Here is an 18,292-nt window from a genome sequence, read left to right as displayed (position 1 = left end):
TCGGGACAGCCGCTGAAAAACGGTTTCGCGCCTCGGCAGTGCGAAACGCCTTGAGCTGATGGTTCGACGACGAATACGCATTCGATTTCGCAAAGAGGGTGACCTGCGTTGGGTTGGCCACCTCGACCTGCTGCGCGCGTGGGAGCGGTTGTTGCGCCGCGCGCAAGTAGCACTGGTAATGACCGAAGGCTGTCATCCGCGACCGCGGATGAGTCTTCCTTCGGCCCTGCCGATGGGCGAGGAGGGGCACGACGAAGTCCTCGAGGTGGACTTCTCGGGCCCGCAAAGCCTGGACGAGTTACGCGCGGCGCTTGCGCGTTCTGCTCCAGCAGGCCTGGTCGTAACGCATATCGAGGAAACCTCGCCGCTGGCCCGCGCCGCAATGCTGCGCGAGACGGCATACGAGGTTTCGCTGCCGGCCCAGCATCGGCAAGCAGCAGCCCACCGCACCGCGCAGTTGCTCGCGCAAGCAACGTTGCCCGTCGCGCGCGATGGTGCGCCGACGGTCGACCTGCGCGACTTTCTGGTCGGGGCCGATGTTACTGCTGGCGTGCTGCGGTTTCGCATCCGCGCCAGCCGCGAGCGAAATTTGCGCGCGCGAGACGTATTGGCCGCCCTCGGACTTAACGATTTGCGCGAAGGCGGAATTTACCCAGCCCGCACCCAAGTGGTGTTGGAAACATAAAGGACTCCGCCCGACCGATGACAACAAACCAACGCGAACAGCGCAGCTCACGGATGTATGCCGATCGAGAAGGTCACCGGATGAAGCAGGAAATGCTGATCAACGTATCGCAGCCCGAGGAATGTCGGATCGCGATCGTCGAGGATGGCGTCCTGGAAGAGCTGTACATCGAGCGCAGCAGCCAGGACAACTACGTAGGCAACATTTACAAAGGCAAAGTCGTCAACATCGAGCCGAGCATCCAGGCGGCGTTCGTCGACTTTGGCGTCGGCCGCAACGGCTTCTTGCATATCAGCGACGTCGAGCCGCAATACTTTCGCCAGGGGGGCTTCGATCCGACAAAGCCTATCGAAGGCAACGGCTCGCAGCGCGGCCGTGGCAATGGCAACGGCGGCGATGACCACGTCGAAGACGACGACCAGATGGAAGATTCGACGCGCCATCGCAAGCGCGGTATGCGCCCCGGCGCGCGCCCACGGGTGAAGCCGCCGATTCAGGACATTCTGCGCCGCGGTGACGAGGTGCTGGTGCAGGTCATCAAGGAGGGCATCGGCACCAAGGGGCCGACCCTGTCCACTTATATCAGCATTCCTGGCCGATACCTGGTGCTGATGCCGGCCCTAGGACGCGTAGGCGTCTCGCGCAAGATCGAGGACGAGGACGTGCGCCGTAAGCTGCGCGACGTCATGCTTGAGTTGAGTCCGCCGAAAGGTCTGGGATTCATCATTCGCACCGCCGGCATCGATCGGACGAAGAAGGAACTATCGCGCGATCTGGCCTACCTGGTGCGATTGTGGAAAGTCATCGTGCGCCGCATCAAAAAGGCACAGGCGCCGGTCGATATCTACGAAGAAAGCGACATGATCATTCGCACCATCCGCGACATTTTCACGGGCGATGTAGACGCGATCTACATCGACGAGGCGGCGGCACACGAACGTGCGAAAGAGTTCTTGCAAATCGTCATGCCGCGCTACGTTCATCGACTGCAACTGTACGAAGGCAAGGAACCGCTCTTTCATCGCTACCGTCTAGATGAAGAGATCGGGCGCATCCACCAGCGCGAGGTACCGCTGCGGCAGGGTGGGTCGATTGTCGTCGACCAGACCGAGGCCCTGGTTGCAATCGACGTCAACAGTGGTAACTTCCGCGCCGATGATTCGGCCGAAGAGACTGCTTACCAGATGAACCTGTTGGCCGCTCGCGAGATCGCTCGGCAGTTGCGTTTGCGCGATCTGGGCGGGGTGATCGTCAACGACTTCATCGACATGCGCAAGGAACGGCATCGCCGCGGCGTGGAACGCGCCCTGCGTGACGCCGTGAAACGCGATCGGGCGCGGACGAAGATTCTGCGCACCAGCCCTTTCGGCCTGATCGAAATGACCCGGCAGCGGATTCGACCTAGCCTGAAGCGCAGCGTGTTCAAGGATTGCCCTGGTTGCGCAGGGACGGGGGTCGTGAAAACCGCCGAGAGCATGGCGATCGAGGTCGTTCGGACGTTGATCCTGGCCAGCCAGCAGGAGGACGTGGCTAGGGTCGCGGTGACCGTCTCGGACGAGGTTTCGACCTATCTGAACAACAAGAAGCGCCGGGAATTGGCCAAGATCGAGGACGATGCCGGCATTTCGGTGCAGATTTACGGGCGCGAGGGGGTTCCTCCCGAGCATCTCGTGGTCGAATGCTTCGATAACAGCGGGCGCGACGTGAAATTCCACGGCCGATGACCCTCGACCCCGGCCACGAGGTCCGCTAGACTACAAGGCCCTCAGCTTCGATCTGGGGGGTAAACACCGGCTATCGGGATGACTTCCGCGGCCGGCCAAGAACCGAAATTCAAGAGTGTGGGAAAGAAAACGATGTACGCGATCATCGTCGACGGTGGGCGGCAATACAAAGTGGAAGAGGGTCAGGTCGTCGAGCTCGACTATCGTGACTCAAGTGCCGGCCAGGAGCTGCGATTCGAGCAGGTTTTGGCCTATGGCGACGATTCCGGCACCAAGATCGGGCAGCCCACGCTGGCCGGTGCCAGCGTCGTGGCCGAGGTCGTCGGCGTCTCGCAGGGGCCGAAGCTGGTCGTGCAGAAGATGCGTCGCCGCAAGAACTCGCGCCGTCGCACGGGCCACCGCCAGTTGCACACCAAGGTTCGCGTGAGCAAGATCGTCGTCTAAGTTATCTTCGCACGGGCAGCCCGCCCGAGTTTTTGAAATACCGAAGGCTGCGTTCCTGATAGGGACGCGGCCTTTTTCTTTTCCGCGAGGTGTCCCGTAAGAAATTCTCGGACCGCTACATCTTCGCGCCAGGCAGGGTGGTTCGGTAACCCCAAAAAGTAGTAATTCGTTTTTGGACGCCCTCGCATGCTAGCACCTATCGATGCAAACCAAATGCTAGCAATTGGTTACGTCTTGCTCGAGCCGCAAAGAATGCCAGGAATCGGTTGTCGTTAGAGTCAGCAAGCCATTGCCGTGTAGGCTCTTAGGGCATTGTTAGAATTTGATTGACACTCGATTCAAATCGTGTAGACTCTCGTTCGAGCACCTGATGTTGTAGTAATCGCCTTGCGTGACTACAATATATAGCGTGTAGCGACCGGAAGTTAGATAATTCGGGAAGACCGGGAAGCCGCGGCTCGGAATGGTATCCGACCTCGCGCAACCTGTCGAAGATGGTTCTTGTGGTATACTTCTGTATACTAATGGAAAGGATGCCCTCATGTCCCAGCATGATTTGAGCGGCGGGCAAGTTCGCTCGGCCGTCGGAATGATCAAGAAGAAGCCCGTGCGCCGTTTCCCCAATGGCCTGGTGATGAACGCGGTCTTTTGCCCGGAAGACGTGGCAGATCCGTTCGACACGGTCCAGTGGGAGATCCGCACCGCCGCCATTAAGGGGGAAGATGGCGACGTGCTGTTCGAGCAGAACGATTGCGAGGTGCCCACCGGCTGGAGCCAGTTGGCCACCAACGTCGTCTGCAGCAAGTACTTTTATGGCGAGGTGGGCACCCCCGAGCGCGAGAACAGCGTCCGCCAGCTGATTAACCGCGTCAGCCGCACGATCGCCGATTGGGGCGAGAAGGACGGATACTTTGCCACGCCCACCGATAGCGAGCGGTTTTATCGCGATCTGTCGTGGCTCTGCCTGCATCAGCACGGTGCCTTCAATTCGCCCGTCTGGTTCAACGTCGGTCTGTTCCATCAATACGGTGTGAAGGGATCGCAGTGCAATTGGCACTGGGACGTCGAGGGGCAGGAAGCACGTCGCCCCGAGAACCCGTACGAGTTCCCCCAGGGCTCGGCCTGCTTCATCCAAAGCGTGGATGACAGCATGGAAGACATCATGGAACTCGCCCGCAGCGAGGCCATGCTGTTCAAGTTCGGCTCCGGTACGGGCACCGATCTGTCGACACTGCGTTCGCACCGCGAGAAGCTCTCCGGCGGCGGCAAGCCGTCGGGTCCGCTGTCGTTCATGCGGGTCTTTGACCAGATCGCGGCCGTGGTCAAGAGCGGCGGCAAGACCCGTCGCGCTGCCAAGATGCAGTCGCTCAAGGTCTGGCATCCCGATGTGATGGAGTTCATCGAGTGCAAGCTCAAGGAAGAGAAAAAGGCACGAATCCTGATCGAGAACGGCTACGAGTCGAACTTCAACGGCGAAGCCTATAGCTCGATCCTCTTCCAGAATGCCAATCTGTCGGTGCGCCTGACCGACGACTTCATGCAGGCCGTCATTGCTGACAAGCCGTGGAAGACGCACTGGGTCACCGACACCGGGCGTCAGGGCCCAACCTGGCCGGCACGCGAAGTGATGGCCAAAATGGCCGAAGGGGCCTGGTACTGCGGTGATCCTGGTGTGCAATACGACACCACGATCAACCACTGGCACACCTGCCCGAATTCGGGGCGCATCAATGCCTCGAACCCGTGTTCGGAATACATGTTCCTGGACGACACGGCGTGCAACCTGGCCAGCATCAACCTGATGAAGTTTCGCCTGGCGGATGGTACGTTCGACGTCGAGCGTTTTCAGGCCGCTTGCCGTATCTTCTTTATCGCTCAGGAAATCCTGGTCGATCACGCCAGTTATCCTACGGCGGACATTGCTCGCAACAGTCACATGTTCCGTCCGCTCGGTTTGGGCTACTCAAACCTGGGCAGCCTGATCATGACCAGTGGCCTGCCGTACGACTCGGCCGGCGCTTTGGGTTTGTGCGGTGCGATGACGGCTCTCTTGCACGGTGCCGCGAACCTGACCAGCGTCGAGCTGGCCGCCGCGGTCGGTCCGTTCGAGGGTTATCCGGAAAATCGCGAGCCGATGCTGGGTGTTATGCAGATGCATCGCGACGCGGTCGAGAAGATCGACGACGCTTGCCCCGCCTATTTGAAGGATGCCGCCCGCGTCGTGTGGGAAGACATTCTTACCAGCGGCCGTTTGCACGGTTTCCGCAATGCACAGGCCACGGTGCTCGCGCCGACCGGCACCATCAGCTTCTTGATGGATTGCGATACGACGGGCATCGAGCCCGATATCGCGCTGGTGAAGTACAAGCAGTTGGCCGGTGGTGGCATGCTGAAAATCGTCAATCAGACGGTGCCGCTGGCCCTGAGTGCGCTCGGCTATGACGAGCCGCGGATCGAGTCGATCGTTGCCTACATCGGTCGCGAAGATACGATCGAAGGGGGCGCCGACCTGGCTGACGAGCATCTGCCGATCTTCGATTGTGCGTTCCAACCGCGCAACGGTACGCGTTCGATTTCGTGGCGTGCCCACGTGCGAATGATGGCCGCGGCCCAACCGTTCCTCTCCGGTGCCATCAGCAAGACGGTCAACATGCCGCGCGATACCACGCCGGCTGACGTTGCTGATGCTTACATGGAAGGGTGGCGGCTAGGGTTGAAGGCTTTGGCCGTCTATCGCGACGGTTCGAAGGAAAGCCAGCCGCTGTCGACCAGCACCGAAGGGGATCGCGCCGCCGAAAAGCAAAAGGCTGCTCCGCGTCGCGAACGGTTGCCCGATACTCGCCGCTCGGTCACGCACAAGTTCAGCATCGCCGGGCACGAGGGGTACATCACGGTCGGTTTGTACGATGACGGCCGGCCGGGCGAACTGTTCATCACCATGGCCAAGGAAGGAAGCACCGTCGGCGGTTTGATGGATTGCTTCGGCACCGCGGTCTCGATGAGCTTGCAGTACGGCGTGCCGCTCGAAGTGTACGTGAACAAGTTCTCGCACACGCGGTTCGAGCCGATGGGGCATACCAAGAACCCCGACATCCGCATTGCGAAGAGCATCGTCGATTACATCTTCCGCTGGTTGGGGATCACGTTTCTGCCCGGTTATCGCGAGGCCAACGGCAATCTCGCCCATAGCGAGGCGGCCGGACCGGCCGCGGAGGATAGTCCCGGCGAGACCAAGCCCGTCGCCAGGACGAGCGGCGGGCCAAACGCGGGGGCAGGATCGCCCAAAACTGCCGACGCAGCCAGCTCTGATCCCAAGGCCCCCGTGGCCAAGAGCAATGGTCACGCCCAGGTTCTCAAGCCGCACTTCAACGGCAACGGAAATGGTCACAGTTTCGAGGCGAAGAGTCTGCTGCTCGAACGGACCGATACCGACGGCGGGCGGTTGCGAGTCCGCAGCGAACAGTTCGCCAGCTTCCAGGCTGACGCACCGAGCTGCGATAACTGCGGTGCCATTACGGTGCGTGCCGGCAATTGCTATCTCTGTCACAACTGCGGTAACAGCATGGGCTGCTCGTAACGGATTGTCGGGCTTCGTCCCGCGGTCGGCCCAGCAGTTGGCGGGCACCACTCCACATGGTCGGGAGTGGTGCCCGCTCCTTTTTTGCGCCCGTCGCTGCTCTCATTCTCGGTAGCTATGATATGGCCAGAGCGATGCCCACCAGGATTGCTTCGCAAATTGGTTGCGAGGCCGCGACATTTGCTTCTCGGAACGGCAGACGAGCGCCATGCAATTGCGCATTACCGGTGAGGTCGATCACCCACGCCAGCTTTCGACGGCCGACCTGGCAGCCATCGACGCGCAGTTTCAGATTGCCGACGTCAGCACGCTCGACCCGAAGCGGCGCGGCCAGGCCGTTAAGCTGGCCGGCCTGTTGCAGTACGTGGGCGTCAAGCCGAATGCAATCTACCTGACGCTGCACGCGGCGGCCGATGATTTTCACGCCAGCATTCCCCTGGCTGCGGTGCGCGATCGCGCCGTGCTGATTTATGCGCTCGACGGTGCGCCCCTGCCCGCAAAGGCTGGCGGACCGTTGCGGTTCTTCATCCCGGATTACTCCGCCTGCCACTCGGCCGACATCGACGAGTGCGCGAACGTCAAGTTCGTCGATCATATCGAACTCTCGACCGATCGCGGCCATGACAATCGCCCCGCGGACGAAACCGAACACGCCGATTTGCACCGCCGCGAAGGGGGCTAGGTCCCGTACCGAATACCCCGGCAGATTTCGCAAATGACCCCGATACGATTACGAATCGTGACAGTTAGAATCGATCGAGGTGGACCGGCTCATTGCTGCGATCAAGCTGCTCCTCACCTGTGTAATCCGCGGATCAATTCTCTTTCCCACTTTGCCTGTCCGCACTGTACAAAGTCACCCACATGAATAGTCCGGTCGTGACGCGACGTCGATTCTGCGGTGGAATGGCAAGCCTGGTGGCCGCCGCGTCCGTCGCACGTTCGCGTCAGCGTAACGCCTTCGCGGCCGAGCCCGCTGCGAAGTTTCCGCCGGGCCGCTACGTCGATATTCACACGCATCTGGGCACGGTGTGGAACACGGGCGCGGAGCTCACGGCCGAGGCCCTATTGCGCTGGATGGATGCGGCCGATATCGCGCAAGCCGTGGTGTTGCCGTTGGTGTCGCCTGAATCGAGTAGCTATCCGATCAGCACCGACTACGTGCTCGCGCAGTCACGGCCGCATCGCGATCGACTGATTCCGTTTTGCTCCGTCGATCCGCGGACCAGCTACGCCGGCGGCCATGATGGGCTGCTGAAAATGCTCAAGCGGTATATCGATGCCGGAGCACGCGGCTTTGGCGAACATAAGCCCGGCGTTGCCATCGATGACCCTCGCAATAGGAGGCTGTACGCCGCCTGCGCTGAATTGAAGCTGCCGCTGCTGTTTCACCTCGACAACGAGCGCAACATGGACGTGCCCGGATTGCCCGGTCTCGATCGAGTGCTGCGCGAGCATCCGGAGCTAGTCATGATTGGGCACGGACCCGGCTGGTGGGCATCCATCGGCGGCGGAGCAACGGCGGCCGACCTGGCCGGCTATCCACGCGGCGACGTCGCGCCGGGCGGCGCCATCGACGCTCTCATGGATAAACATCCGAATCTCTACGGCGATCTATCTGCCGGCAGCGGGGCAGGGGCCATTAAGCGCGACGCCAAATTCGGTCGCGAGTTTTTGCTGCGCCGGCAGGATCGATTAATGTTCGGCACCGACTTTCTGGCCCCGGGCCAGGACGTGCCGCAACTCGAACTTTTCGCCCAGATCGATCTTCCGGCCGAGGCGGCCGCGAAGATCTTCCGTGACAACGCGCGACGTGTGTTGCGGCTGGGTGAGTAGCGATAACCAGCGAGCGAGGAGCATGCTTATTCGCTTGTGGCGAAAAAGCATGGCACCGATTTACTGGTTTCAGCCGGTGTTCGTTGGCAGGGTCTTATGCGGCCAAACGTGGCGGATAGCTGAAGCCGGTTTTGACGTCGTCCCAGCGACGGAGCGTAATAGCAGCCAGATGCCCGCCGAACGCCACGGATAGTTTTAGCGCCGTCTGAAAGCGCGATGGACGACCCACCAGCGGAATGCAATCCAGATCACATTGCGGATCGGGATCGGTCAGGTTCAAGGTCGGCGGTACAAATCCATCGCGCAGCGCCATGGTTGTGATCGCCAGCTCGACGCTGCCCGACGCGTTGACCAGGTGCCCCAGCATGGACTTGGTGGCGCTGACCCAGATGTTATCGGCCGCGGCGCCCAGCGCGCGGCGGATGCCGCGCGTTTCGACCAGGTCGTTCTGCTGCGTGCCAGTACCATGTGCGTTGATGTAATTGATTTCATGCGGCGCTAGGCGAGCGTCGTTCAGCGTTGCTGAAATCAGATAGGCCAGCGCCTCGCTCGAGGCGTCCAATCCCGTGACGTGATGCGCCTCGGCCAGAACGCGGCCGGCGGTGATTTCGGCATAGATCTTTGCGCCGCGCGCGATCGCATGGCTCAGTCGCTCGATGACGAACATGGCCGACCCTTCGCCCATCACGAAGCCGCTGCGGCGCACGTCGAAAGGGCGACAGGCCTGCGTCGGATCCTCGTGCTCAGCCAGGACACCCATGCGATGAAAGCCGGCCGCGAACAACGGGTGAATTCCCTCGGCGCTGCCGGCCAGGGCAATATCCGCTTTATCGTCCTCAATCGCGCGGACCGCGGCCAGGATATCGATCAAGCCGCTGGCGCAGGCCGTCGAGTGGCAAATACGCGGCCCGTTCAATCCAAATCGATTGGCCACCGTCGAACAGCCGGTGTTGGGCAACCACTGTTGCCACCAGGGAACGGCTTGCGGATCGATCAGATCGTGTCGCCCCAGGTTTTCGACGACAAAGCCCGTGTCCCCCATGTGCCCGCTGATTGCGCAAGCAAAACGATCGCGATCGACGTCGTTCATGCGCACACGGCTGTCCGCCATGGCCTCGGCCGCGGCGTGGTGCATCAGGCTGATCGTCTTCAGCTCGCCAGGATAACGCGGCGGAATATCCACTGTGGCCGCGATCAATAGATCGTCGGGAATTCCCTGCAGGCCGCGCAAACTGCGCACGCCACTTTGGCCGCGCTGTACGGCCTGCCATACGCTCTCGCGATCGTTGCCCACGGAAGCGATCATGCCGATCCCCGTGATGACGATCGGCTCCTGCTCGTCGCGCGCTGGTGGAAGTCTCACTGGCACTGCGTGACTCACCTAAGGCTGCGGAATCTTGCGTTGTGCGTCATTCCCTAAATCCAACGCACTGGTCCTCATCGCCAAACATCGGAGAAAGCCGCGGAAAACTTTCGCCAACCCGGAAATGCGATGTAATCATATAAGCCGCATCGACTGAATTTTGAAAAATCGGCACATTTGCGTCAAGTTTTTCCGCCCCCCGTTCGGCAAGCTCGAGTGACAGCGAACCCTGCCTGCGCCGAGCGGCAAGGGTCAGGCTTCTCGATACGGTCGTCGCACGGCGCGTCATTCTTGACCTGCTTCGCCGTCCGCCGAACGCGAGATTTCAAAAGGCTCGTCGTCAACAAATAGTGATTTTTTCTGAGTGAGATTTGCGCGCAGGCTCATTTCGCTTTCGCTCGGGCAAACGCGGTGCGAAGTGCTTCCGAGCGTGCGAAAAAGGCGTCGTCGATTTTTCTTGTTGCGCGAAAAAGGGGGAAGAAAGTGGTTGCAAAACGAATGTGAATTGGTAAACTCCGAGGCCTGTGGGAAACACGCCCAATAACCGAAGAATCAGGCGTGTAAAAGCGGGATTTAAGCCCAATTTTATGTGAGGTCGGACGAGAACGGAGTCGCGCGTCTCACCCATTTTGACGAGCACTACTTTCTGTTGGTCCGACCGGCATGGTTAGGGATGAGAACCTGATCCTGGGAGAGGAACGACGAACTCTCGACGAGAGATTTCGTCTGTCCATTCCCCAGCAGTTTGTGGCCGCGTTGGGTGGAGAGCAAGCGACATGCATTCTTGCCAAGGAGCGGCTCGGCTGTCTCAGCTTGTGGAATCAGCCTCAATGGCAAGGGAAGTTCACGGCGGGGCTGGATGTCATTCAAGGAAAGCTACGGGCGGGCAAGCTCGAGTCGCGACTAGAGGAAGTACAACTCCTCGGCAGGCTCTTATCGACGCGACATACCGAGGTAGCATTGGCCGGCCGTGCGCGGCTGCTAGTGCCGGAAGGCTTTCGTGATTTTCTCCGCGTGGAGTCTGGCGGCGAGGTCGTGCTGATTGGCGCGACCGTCTGTTTAGAGATCTGGAATCCAACAATCTGGCTGGAGTACCTGGAACAGCGAATGCCCAAGTTCCGGAGACTATTCGATCGATTAACCGGCTAAGGCGACTAACGCGCCCATGCCCGGTGAGGAGCAAGTGCTGTTTTCCCCGCTTGTCACCCGGTTGGAAAGCACAATACCAAGGACGGCCCCTTTGGCATGGAAGCCAATTTTCTTCTCCCACCGGGCAGGGCTTTTTAAATCAAGCCTCGCCCGCGCATTCGCGCCTGTGTAAGTGGCTGACGCATGGCATGTTGGCACACACCGCGCGGATGATTTTCACGCGACTTCCGTCCTGCACCCCGAGTGCCCACCGCGCGCCTGACGCGCAGCGCGGAATTCGGTCCTGCACGAACGATCGGACACGCGATATCGCGGAAACGCGGAATCGCTCCACTTTCGGAATTGTCAGCTTCCGGCCGCCTATGTTTGCCGCTGATTTCCGTGCGACCGGAACTGTCCTTGTGAAGAAACGCACGAACTTCCGCCGCAATCGTGCGCTTCTCTTCACGCCGACCGCAAGGCAGCCTAATGTTGAAATAGCGGAATGACGCGCGGGCCAGACGACTTCTCGAATCCAGAGGCTCGGGAAGCAGAAAAGGATGAGTCGATGCACTCCATCCGATTATTGTTGATCGAGGATAATCCGGCCGATGTCCGGCTGACGCGCGAAGCGCTCGTCGATTCCACGGCGACGCCACTGGTGGTCGAGCATTGCCCGACTCTCGACGCCGGCTTGCGACGATTAACCGAAAGCGGCGTCGATTGCGTGCTGCTCGATCTCGAGTTGCCTGATAGCCGCGGGCTCGACACCTTCCGCGCCATTCACGACGCGGTCCCCCATTTACCGGTCATCATCCTCTCGTCGTGCGATAACGACGACCTGGCACTGCGCGCCGTACAGGCAGGCGCCCAGGATTATTTGCCCAAGGGCGAGGTCACCGGCCCGCTGCTGGTGCGTTGTGTGCGTTACGCACTCGAACGAAAAAAAGCACAGCGGCAAACCATGGCGCTCAACTCCGAACTCGAGCGGCGCGTGCGCGAACGCACGCGCGAGCTGGCATGTGTCAATCAAGAGCTCGAGGCCTTCAGCTATTCGGTCGCGCACGACCTACGCCGGCCGCTGCGCGCCATCGATGGCTTTAGCGCTGCGCTGGGCGAAACATGCGGAGGCAAACTCGATCCGCAGGAGCGAAATTATTTCGATCGGATCCGCGGCGCCTGCATGCACATGGATCATTTAATCGACGCGCTGTTGACGATCGCCCGCCTGTCGCATCTTGAGCTACGGCACGAGCGCGTCGATCTGAGCGAAATCGCCGAGGAAATCGTGCGCGAGTTGCGGCGGCGCGATCCAACGCGCGTCGTGCAAGCGGTCGTCACCGAGGGGCTCACTGTTTTTGGCGATCCACATTTGTTGACGGCCGTGGTGGAAAACCTGCTGGCCAACGCCTGGAAGTTCACGCGCCATCGCACCGACGGGCTGATCGAATTCTCCGGGCTGCCCGACGGTGACGACCGAGTGTTTTACATTCGCGATAACGGCGTCGGCTTCGACATGGCCTACGCCAACAAACTGTTCCAGCCTTTCGAGCGGTTGCACCTGGAAAGCGAATTCGAAGGGCTCGGCGTCGGCTTGACCACCGTTCAACGCATCGTGCGCCGCCACGGCGGCCACGTATGGGCCGAAGGGGCCGTCGACCAAGGGGCCACGTTCTTCTTCGCCTTGCAAAAAGAGACGGCACATCATGAATTTCGCGAACAAGACTGTATTGCTAGTTGAAGACGACGCCAACGACGAGGAACTATTCCGCCTCGCGCTCGCGCACGCCAATATTGATTGTCACGTCGACGTCGTCCGCCACGGCGAAGATCTGCTTGAATACCTGTTTGCGCATGCCGGTCGGGCAGGGCAGGAAAAGAAGAGGCCCCCCGACCTGATCCTCTTGGATCTTAAGTTGCCCAAGCTGAATGGCCTGCAGGTTCTGCAAATCTTGAAGAATGCCGCGCATGCCGAGCCAACGGTCTGGCCGATCGTGGTGTTCACGTCATCCGACGACGATAGGGATATTGCCTCGTCCTACGGTCTCGGCGCGCTCAGTTACGTACGCAAGCCGGTTGCGCACGGCCGATTCGTGGAGACCGTACAAGAAACAGTGCTGTACTGGCTGGGCATCAACCAGCCGATCCCGCCGCGGGCGCCCCGGTCCACGGCCCATTCCGTCGAACACGCCGTCCCCGGACGGTAAAGCGTGAGGAACCGCATGTCGAATCCTGGTAGCCTGTCTAGACACTCTGACGAAATCGGAACCGAGACGGAGGCACAACGATGAACCGCGAAGTCGTCGGTCGACCGGTGGAAATATTGCTTGTTGAGGACAATCTCGGAGATGTTCGACTAACCGAGGAGGCACTGCGCGAAGGGCACGTCAAGCATCGGCTGTCGGTGGTGCGCGACGGTTACGAAGCGATCGAATTCATGCACCAGCAGGGGATTTTCGCGCAGGTGCCAAGACCTGACCTGATACTGCTCGATCTTGGTTTGCCCAAGATGGACGGTCGACAACTGCTGGACCATATCAAAGCCGACGTAGACCTGCAGCAGATTCCGGTCGTAATCCTCACGGCGTCCGAAGCGCACGAAGACTATCTGCGCGGCGAGCTGGCCAACGTCGATTCTTATATGACCAAGCCCGTCGAATGGGATAAGTTCGTCGCCGTCATACGGCAGCTCAAGAAATCGTGGTTGATGAAGACGCTGCTGGCGTCTTGATAATCGCCAGCTTTGCCACTCGGTCAGCGGAGTTCTCAAAACTTTGCTCGGCGGCCGGCATTCGACGATCGACCCGAGGCGAGGTGGACGCATGCTTGAGATACTGAACCACCCGCTCGATACCTCGGGCTTCACGCCGCTCTGGGAGAGCGAGTCGTGGAGCGCAGCGCTGGGATGGCTACATATCTTCTCGGACGTCGCGATGTGGCTGGCTTTTCTCGCCATTCCAGCGATGCTTTTCTACCTGGCGTCGCGCCGAAGGCAGGCTCCTTTTCGCCGGGCTTTCATCCTTTCCGGGGCGTTCATCTTAGGCTGCGGCGCGGTCTGTCTGCTGGATGCGGTCATGTTCTGGTGGCCGGCGTATCGTCTCTTGGGGTTGGCTAAACTGGCCACGGCCGTCGTCTCCTGGGCCACGGTCGTCGCGCTGGTGCCGGTCGTGCCGCGCGTCCTGGCGCTACGGTCGCCGCAGGAGTTCGAGCGCGAATTGGCTGAACGCCGCGCCATGGAACGCGCGCTGCGCGAAAGCGAGGCGCAATACCGTGAATTGTTCGAGAACGCCAACGACATCGTCTACTTGCACGACCTGAAAGGGCGATTCACTGCGGCCAATAAGGCCGCGATGCAGGCCACGGGCTACAGTCGGCAAGAGCTACTCGGCATGAACGTCGACGAACTGATTGTTCCCGAGCATCGCGAACTGGCCCACAAGATGACCGCGCAAAAACTAGCGGGGCACTCGGGCTCGTCGTACGAATTAGTAATCCGCACCAAGGACGGTCGACACCGCATCGTGGATGTTCACAGCCGGTTGGTGACGCGCGACGGGGCGCCGGTTTGTGTCCAGGGCATTGCCCGCGATGTTACGGACCGTGAAGAGGCGGCCCGTTCGCTACGCGCGAGCGAAGCGCGCTTTCGCGGACTGCTTGAATCGGCGCCGGATGCAATGGTCATCGTCGATGGCGGCGGCGCCATCAAGATGGTCAGTTCTCAGGCCGAGCAAATGTTCGGCTATCGCCGCGACGAATTGCTAGGTCGTCCGGTGGCCATGCTGTTCGACGAACCGCTTGGTCTCGACGACATCGCCATGCAGGTCCGGGTCGCACAAGAAATCCATGGCCATCCAAGCGCCGGCAAGCTACCGTCGCAAGGTTTGCGTTGCGATGGGACCGAATTGCCCGTCGAGGTCAGTCTCAGTCGGTTCGAGACCGAAGAGGGGGTCGTTGTGATTGCCGCGGTGCGTGACGTCACCGAGCAGCGCCGCGCCCAGGAGCGACTCGCCCAGCAGGCCGAAGACTTCGCTCGCTCGAACGCCGAGCTGGAGCAATTCGCCTACGTGGCCTCGCACGATTTACAGGAACCGTTGCGGATGGTGGCCAGTTACTGCCAATTGTTGCAGCGCCGGTACCAGGGGAAGCTCGACGCCGATGCCGATGATTTCATCAATTTCGCCGTCGATGGTGCGCGGCGCATGCAGGTCCTAATCAACGATTTGCTCGCCTACTCGCGCGCTGGCCGCCGCGAGCAGTCGCTCGTGGCCACCGATTGTGCCCTGGTGCTGGACGACGTGATCGCTAATTTGCAGGCGGCGATTATCGAGCATGGCGCGGAAATCACCCACGATCCGCTCCCCACGGTCCGGGCCGATCGGGCCCACCTGCTGCAAATCCTGCAGAACCTGGTCGGCAATGCGCTCAAGTTCTCGGAACATCGGCCGCAGGTTCACGTGGCCGCAACTCGGCAGGACGACAAATGGCACTTTTCGGTCCGCGACAACGGCATCGGCATCGCACCGGAATACACGGATCGCATCTTCGAAATCTTCAAGCGGCTGCACGGTTGGGGTGAATACCCCGGAACCGGAATCGGGCTGGCCGTCTGTAAAAAACTGGTCGAACGACATGGCGGGCGGATTTGGGTGGAATCAACGCCTGGCCAGGGAAGCACTTTCCATTTCACTTTGCCCGCCTGCGAAGGAACCGCGACATGAACGATGGCTTCAGGGCCACGCCGATCGAGATCTTGTTGATCGAGGATAATCCTGGTGATGTACGGCTGACGCAAGAAGTGCTGCGCGACGGCAAAGTCCGCAACACGCTGCGCGTAGCCGGCGATGGGGTGCAGGCCCTGGCCATGTTGCGGCGCGAAGGGAGTTACAGCGATGCGCCCCGGCCGGATGTCATCTTGCTGGACTTGAATCTGCCGAAGAAAGACGGCCGCTCGGTGCTGGCGGAAATCAAAGCCGATCCGCAATTGCACCGCATTCCGGTGGTGATTCTCACCACGTCCAAGGCCGAGGAGGACGTGTTGAAGAGCTACGAGCTGAATGCCAACTGCTACATCACCAAGCCGGTCGACCTGGATCAATTTATCAACGTGGTGCGCATGATCGAAAATTTCTGGCTGACGATCGTCGTGCTGCCCCCAGCGAGCGCGAACGCGAAATAAAAGACGTCACACCGGCCCGAATCGCCCGCGAGGGTGTGTAGGCGGTGTCTGCGACATTTCGAATTTGAAAATGCGAGAACCGACGGAGGAGCAAAATCCGCATCATGTCGGCGAAAGCGCTCACACGCCGCTGGAAGTTTGGGAAGATTTTTCGATGGAGTGTTTTGCTCGTGCTAACGTGCTTCGCGTTGGAATCGTGTCGTCGAGGCATCGGCCTGCTGACGGATGCCGAATTCGGGGCCCGGGTAAAGCAAGCGGACGCCATTGTTCAAGCGGTGTACGACTATAAAACGCGCACCGGTAGCTGGCCGACAGACACGTCCTTTTCGGAATTGGCCCGCGTGCCGAAACCAGATTTCCACTGGAAGTACCATTACTTCGCCGACGGCCGACCGCCCATGGTCACGATCTCGCCCGTCATGCACTGTGCTGGAATCTATCGGTTTCCTGACCACAATGCCGCGATGTCAGAGTTCAGTAATAGATGGGATTTCGGACATGGTGGAGATGCGATTCGAGCCTGGCCCGATTGGGAGTCGAGCGCTATTCCGCCGCCTTAGGTGCCTTGACGAATGACACTGGCTTATCGCATTTCCAAGCCCGCCCAAAATGGCTTTCGCCGCGTCAGGCTGCTTCTAAGCTCTTCTACGGCTGTTCAACCTCGCGCGTGCGTTCGCCGCGCAAGCTGTGTCGTGCTACCGCCGCGCCGATAAATCCGGCGAACAGCGGGTGGGCCGCGGTTGGCTTGCTCTTGAACTCGGGATGAAACTGCACCGCCACGAACCAGGGGTGCGCCGGCAGCTCGATCAATTCCACCAGTGATCCATCCGGGCTGGTGCCGGCGAACTGCATGCCGTGGGCCGCGAATTGATTGCGATACACGTTGTTGAATTCGAAGCGGTGCCGATGCCGCTCGAAAATTCGGGTCCGGTGATAGGCCTTGGCCGCGTGACTCTCCGGTTCGAGCAGCGCTTCCTGCGAACCCAACCGCATCGTGCCCCCTTTGTCCGTGATCGATTTTTGCTCGTCCAACAAGCAAATCACGGGGTGGGGCGTGTCCTTGCAGATTTCCGTCGAATGCGCGCCAGCCAGGCCGACAACATTGCGGGCGAATTCTACCGCCGCGCATTGCATGCCCAGGCAGATGCCGAAGAACGGAATACCGCGCTCGCGCGCAAAGCGAATGGTCTCGACCTTGCCTTCGATGCCACGTTCGCCGAATCCGCCCGGCACCAAGATTCCGTCGTAACCGGCCAGCAGCCGTTCCGGTCCGTCGCGCTCGACCTCTTCGCTTTGGATGCGCTGGATGCGAATCTGCGCCCGGTGGGCGATGCCCGCATGGTCAAGCGCCTCGTAGATCGATTTATACGCGTCGCGATGCTCGGCATATTTGCCGACCACGGCGATGCCCAGTTCGTGATCCGGATTGCGCAGCTTGTGCAGCAGTTCGCTCCAATCGTCCATGTCCAGATGACCGGCCGAGAGGCCTAGCCGGCGTACGATCAGATCGTCGAGCTTGTTGTTCATCAAGCTCAAGGGAACCTCGTAGATCGAGAAGTCCTTGTCCTTCTCCTCGATTACGGCGTCCTTCGGCACATTGCAGAACAGGGCGATCTTTTCTCGATCTTCGCGGCTGATTGTCCGCTCGGTGCGGCAAATCAAAATGTCCGGCTGAATACCGATCTGACGCAACAGCCCCACCGAGTGCTGCGTCGGCTTGGTCTTCAGCTCACCGGCCGCTTTCAGATAGGGGACCAGCGTCAGGTGAATGTACAGGCAGTTCTCTTTGCCGACGTCCAGCGAAAACTGCCGTATCGCCTCGAGGAACGGCTGGCTTTCGATGTCACCCACCGTGCCACCGATCTCGGTGATCACGACGTCGACGTTGTCGGCCGCCAGCTTCTCGATAACGCTTTTGATTTCGTTCGTGATGTGCGGGATAACTTGTACGGTCTTGCCCAGGAACTCGCCACGCCGCTCCTTGTTGATCACCGACAAGTAAATCTGGCCGGTGGTGTAGTTCGAATCGCGCGTCAGCGGGCTGTTAGTGAACCGTTCGTAGTGCCCCAGATCCAGGTCGGTCTCACTGCCGTCGTCCAGCACATAGACTTCGCCGTGCTGATAGGGGCTCATCGTGCCCGGATCGACGTTGATATAAGGATCGAGCTTCTGCATCCGCACTCGCAGGCCGCGCCGCTCGAGTAGCATGCCGATCGAGGCGCTGGTCAGTCCTTTGCCAAGCGAGCTGACCACGCCGCCGGTGACGAAAATGTGCTTAGTCATCGGTTCACCGTCCATGTATTCGTTCGTTTCCCGGGGGAGCTGGATTCTTGCCGCATGTCAACGCGCGACCGCCACT

At 60.3% G+C, this 18,292-nt stretch carries 16 protein-coding genes; 13 read left to right on the top strand and 3 right to left on the bottom strand.

Going from position 1 to position 18,292, the window contains the following annotated elements:
• Positions 1 to 58: 58 nt before the first annotated feature.
• The 6 genes from VGN12_09690 (at position 59) to VGN12_09665 (ending at position 8,266) form a co-directional block, all read left to right on the top strand.
• The gene (locus tag VGN12_09690; protein ID HEY4309709.1) at positions 59 to 685 is read left to right on the top strand and encodes a TIGR03936 family radical SAM-associated protein; all 627 of its coding nucleotides are present in this window, start codon (positions 59 to 61) and stop codon (positions 683 to 685) included.
• Positions 686 to 702: 17 nt separating this feature from the next.
• On the top strand, positions 703 to 2,409 hold the full coding sequence (locus tag VGN12_09685) for an Rne/Rng family ribonuclease (GenBank protein HEY4309708.1): 1,707 nt from the start codon (positions 703 to 705) through the stop codon (positions 2,407 to 2,409).
• Between the two features lie 132 nt (positions 2,410 to 2,541).
• On the top strand, positions 2,542 to 2,853 hold the full coding sequence (rplU, locus tag VGN12_09680; protein ID HEY4309707.1) for a 50S ribosomal protein L21: 312 nt from the start codon (positions 2,542 to 2,544) through the stop codon (positions 2,851 to 2,853).
• A gap of 589 nt (positions 2,854 to 3,442) precedes the next feature.
• A complete protein-coding gene (locus VGN12_09675) occupies positions 3,443 to 6,430 on the top strand; it encodes a vitamin B12-dependent ribonucleotide reductase (protein ID HEY4309706.1) in 2,988 nt (995 codons plus the stop codon).
• 208 nt (positions 6,431 to 6,638) lie between these two features.
• Entirely contained in the window at positions 6,639 to 7,112 is a 474-nt protein-coding gene (locus VGN12_09670) for a molybdopterin-dependent oxidoreductase (protein ID HEY4309705.1), read from the top strand.
• A 182-nt stretch (positions 7,113 to 7,294) separates the two neighbouring features.
• The gene (locus VGN12_09665; protein ID HEY4309704.1) at positions 7,295 to 8,266 is read left to right on the top strand and encodes an amidohydrolase family protein; all 972 of its coding nucleotides are present in this window, start codon (positions 7,295 to 7,297) and stop codon (positions 8,264 to 8,266) included.
• A 94-nt stretch (positions 8,267 to 8,360) separates the two neighbouring features.
• Here VGN12_09665 and VGN12_09660 read toward each other — a convergent pair whose 3' ends face one another.
• Both VGN12_09660 and VGN12_09655 read right to left on the bottom strand, forming a co-directional pair.
• Positions 8,361 to 9,629, bottom strand: coding sequence for a beta-ketoacyl-[acyl-carrier-protein] synthase family protein (locus VGN12_09660; GenBank protein HEY4309703.1), 1,269 nt, complete (start codon positions 9,627 to 9,629; stop codon positions 8,361 to 8,363).
• Positions 9,630 to 9,675: 46 nt separating this feature from the next.
• Positions 9,676 to 9,918 carry a hypothetical protein gene (locus tag VGN12_09655; GenBank protein HEY4309702.1) on the bottom strand — a complete coding sequence of 81 codons (243 nt, stop codon included), beginning with the start codon at positions 9,916 to 9,918 and terminating at the stop codon, positions 9,676 to 9,678.
• A 374-nt stretch (positions 9,919 to 10,292) separates the two neighbouring features.
• Between VGN12_09655 and VGN12_09650 the strand changes: the two genes are divergently transcribed.
• From VGN12_09650 to VGN12_09620, 7 genes are all read left to right on the top strand, one after another.
• Positions 10,293 to 10,778: a division/cell wall cluster transcriptional repressor MraZ gene (locus VGN12_09650; protein ID HEY4309701.1), complete on the top strand. Its 486-nt coding sequence runs from the start codon at positions 10,293 to 10,295 to the stop codon at positions 10,776 to 10,778.
• Between the two features lie 547 nt (positions 10,779 to 11,325).
• Complete coding sequence (locus VGN12_09645) at positions 11,326 to 12,498, top strand: ATP-binding protein (GenBank protein HEY4309700.1); 1,173 nt, start codon at positions 11,326 to 11,328, stop codon at positions 12,496 to 12,498.
• Positions 12,464 to 12,964, top strand: coding sequence for a response regulator (locus VGN12_09640; GenBank protein ID HEY4309699.1), 501 nt, complete (start codon positions 12,464 to 12,466; stop codon positions 12,962 to 12,964). The genes VGN12_09645 and VGN12_09640 overlap by 35 nt, the downstream gene beginning before the upstream one ends.
• 80 nt (positions 12,965 to 13,044) lie before the next feature.
• Positions 13,045 to 13,488, top strand: a complete 444-nt coding sequence (locus tag VGN12_09635; GenBank protein HEY4309698.1) for a response regulator — start codon at positions 13,045 to 13,047, stop codon at positions 13,486 to 13,488.
• Positions 13,489 to 13,579: 91 nt separating this feature from the next.
• On the top strand, positions 13,580 to 15,475 hold the full coding sequence (locus tag VGN12_09630) for a PAS domain S-box protein (GenBank protein HEY4309697.1): 1,896 nt from the start codon (positions 13,580 to 13,582) through the stop codon (positions 15,473 to 15,475).
• Positions 15,472 to 15,933, top strand: coding sequence for a response regulator (locus tag VGN12_09625; GenBank protein HEY4309696.1), 462 nt, complete (start codon positions 15,472 to 15,474; stop codon positions 15,931 to 15,933). The genes VGN12_09630 and VGN12_09625 overlap by 4 nt, the downstream gene beginning before the upstream one ends.
• A 104-nt stretch (positions 15,934 to 16,037) precedes the next feature.
• On the top strand, positions 16,038 to 16,493 hold the full coding sequence (locus VGN12_09620) for a hypothetical protein (protein ID HEY4309695.1): 456 nt from the start codon (positions 16,038 to 16,040) through the stop codon (positions 16,491 to 16,493).
• A gap of 85 nt (positions 16,494 to 16,578) precedes the next feature.
• Here the strand turns inward: VGN12_09620 and VGN12_09615 are convergent, their stop codons facing one another.
• Positions 16,579 to 18,216 carry a CTP synthase gene (locus tag VGN12_09615; GenBank protein HEY4309694.1) on the bottom strand — a complete coding sequence of 546 codons (1,638 nt, stop codon included), beginning with the start codon at positions 18,214 to 18,216 and terminating at the stop codon, positions 16,579 to 16,581.
• Positions 18,217 to 18,292: the final 76 nt, after the last annotated feature.

The organism is Pirellulales bacterium (assembly GCA_036499395.1).
Taxonomy (GTDB): Bacteria; Planctomycetota; Planctomycetia; order Pirellulales; family JACPPG01; genus JACPPG01.
The sequence above is the reverse complement of the archived record's forward strand: the minus strand, read 5'-3'. Positions and strand labels throughout refer to the sequence as shown.

Bases quoted from the DNA above. Each gene is read 5' to 3' on its own strand.
- VGN12_09675 (HEY4309706.1), top strand. From the start codon at position 3,443: ATGATCAAGAAGAAGCCCGTGCGCCGTTTCCCCAATGGCCTGGTGATG.
- VGN12_09640 (HEY4309699.1), top strand. From the start codon at position 12,464: ATGAATTTCGCGAACAAGACTGTATTGCTAGTTGAAGACGACGCCAAC.
- rplU (HEY4309707.1), top strand. From the start codon at position 2,542: ATGTACGCGATCATCGTCGACGGTGGGCGGCAATACAAAGTGGAAGAG.
- VGN12_09620 (HEY4309695.1), top strand. From the start codon at position 16,038: ATGTCGGCGAAAGCGCTCACACGCCGCTGGAAGTTTGGGAAGATTTTT.
- VGN12_09690 (HEY4309709.1), top strand. From the start codon at position 59: ATGGTTCGACGACGAATACGCATTCGATTTCGCAAAGAGGGTGACCTG.
- VGN12_09665 (HEY4309704.1), top strand. From the start codon at position 7,295: ATGAATAGTCCGGTCGTGACGCGACGTCGATTCTGCGGTGGAATGGCA.
- VGN12_09670 (HEY4309705.1), top strand. From the start codon at position 6,639: ATGCAATTGCGCATTACCGGTGAGGTCGATCACCCACGCCAGCTTTCG.
- VGN12_09645 (HEY4309700.1), top strand. From the start codon at position 11,326: ATGCACTCCATCCGATTATTGTTGATCGAGGATAATCCGGCCGATGTC.
- VGN12_09615 (HEY4309694.1), bottom strand. From the start codon at position 18,216: ATGACTAAGCACATTTTCGTCACCGGCGGCGTGGTCAGCTCGCTTGGC.
- VGN12_09625 (HEY4309696.1), top strand. From the start codon at position 15,472: ATGAACGATGGCTTCAGGGCCACGCCGATCGAGATCTTGTTGATCGAG.
- VGN12_09635 (HEY4309698.1), top strand. From the start codon at position 13,045: ATGAACCGCGAAGTCGTCGGTCGACCGGTGGAAATATTGCTTGTTGAG.
- VGN12_09655 (HEY4309702.1), bottom strand. From the start codon at position 9,918: ATGACGCGCCGTGCGACGACCGTATCGAGAAGCCTGACCCTTGCCGCT.
- VGN12_09650 (HEY4309701.1), top strand. From the start codon at position 10,293: ATGGTTAGGGATGAGAACCTGATCCTGGGAGAGGAACGACGAACTCTC.
- VGN12_09630 (HEY4309697.1), top strand. From the start codon at position 13,580: ATGCTTGAGATACTGAACCACCCGCTCGATACCTCGGGCTTCACGCCG.
- VGN12_09685 (HEY4309708.1), top strand. From the start codon at position 703: ATGACAACAAACCAACGCGAACAGCGCAGCTCACGGATGTATGCCGAT.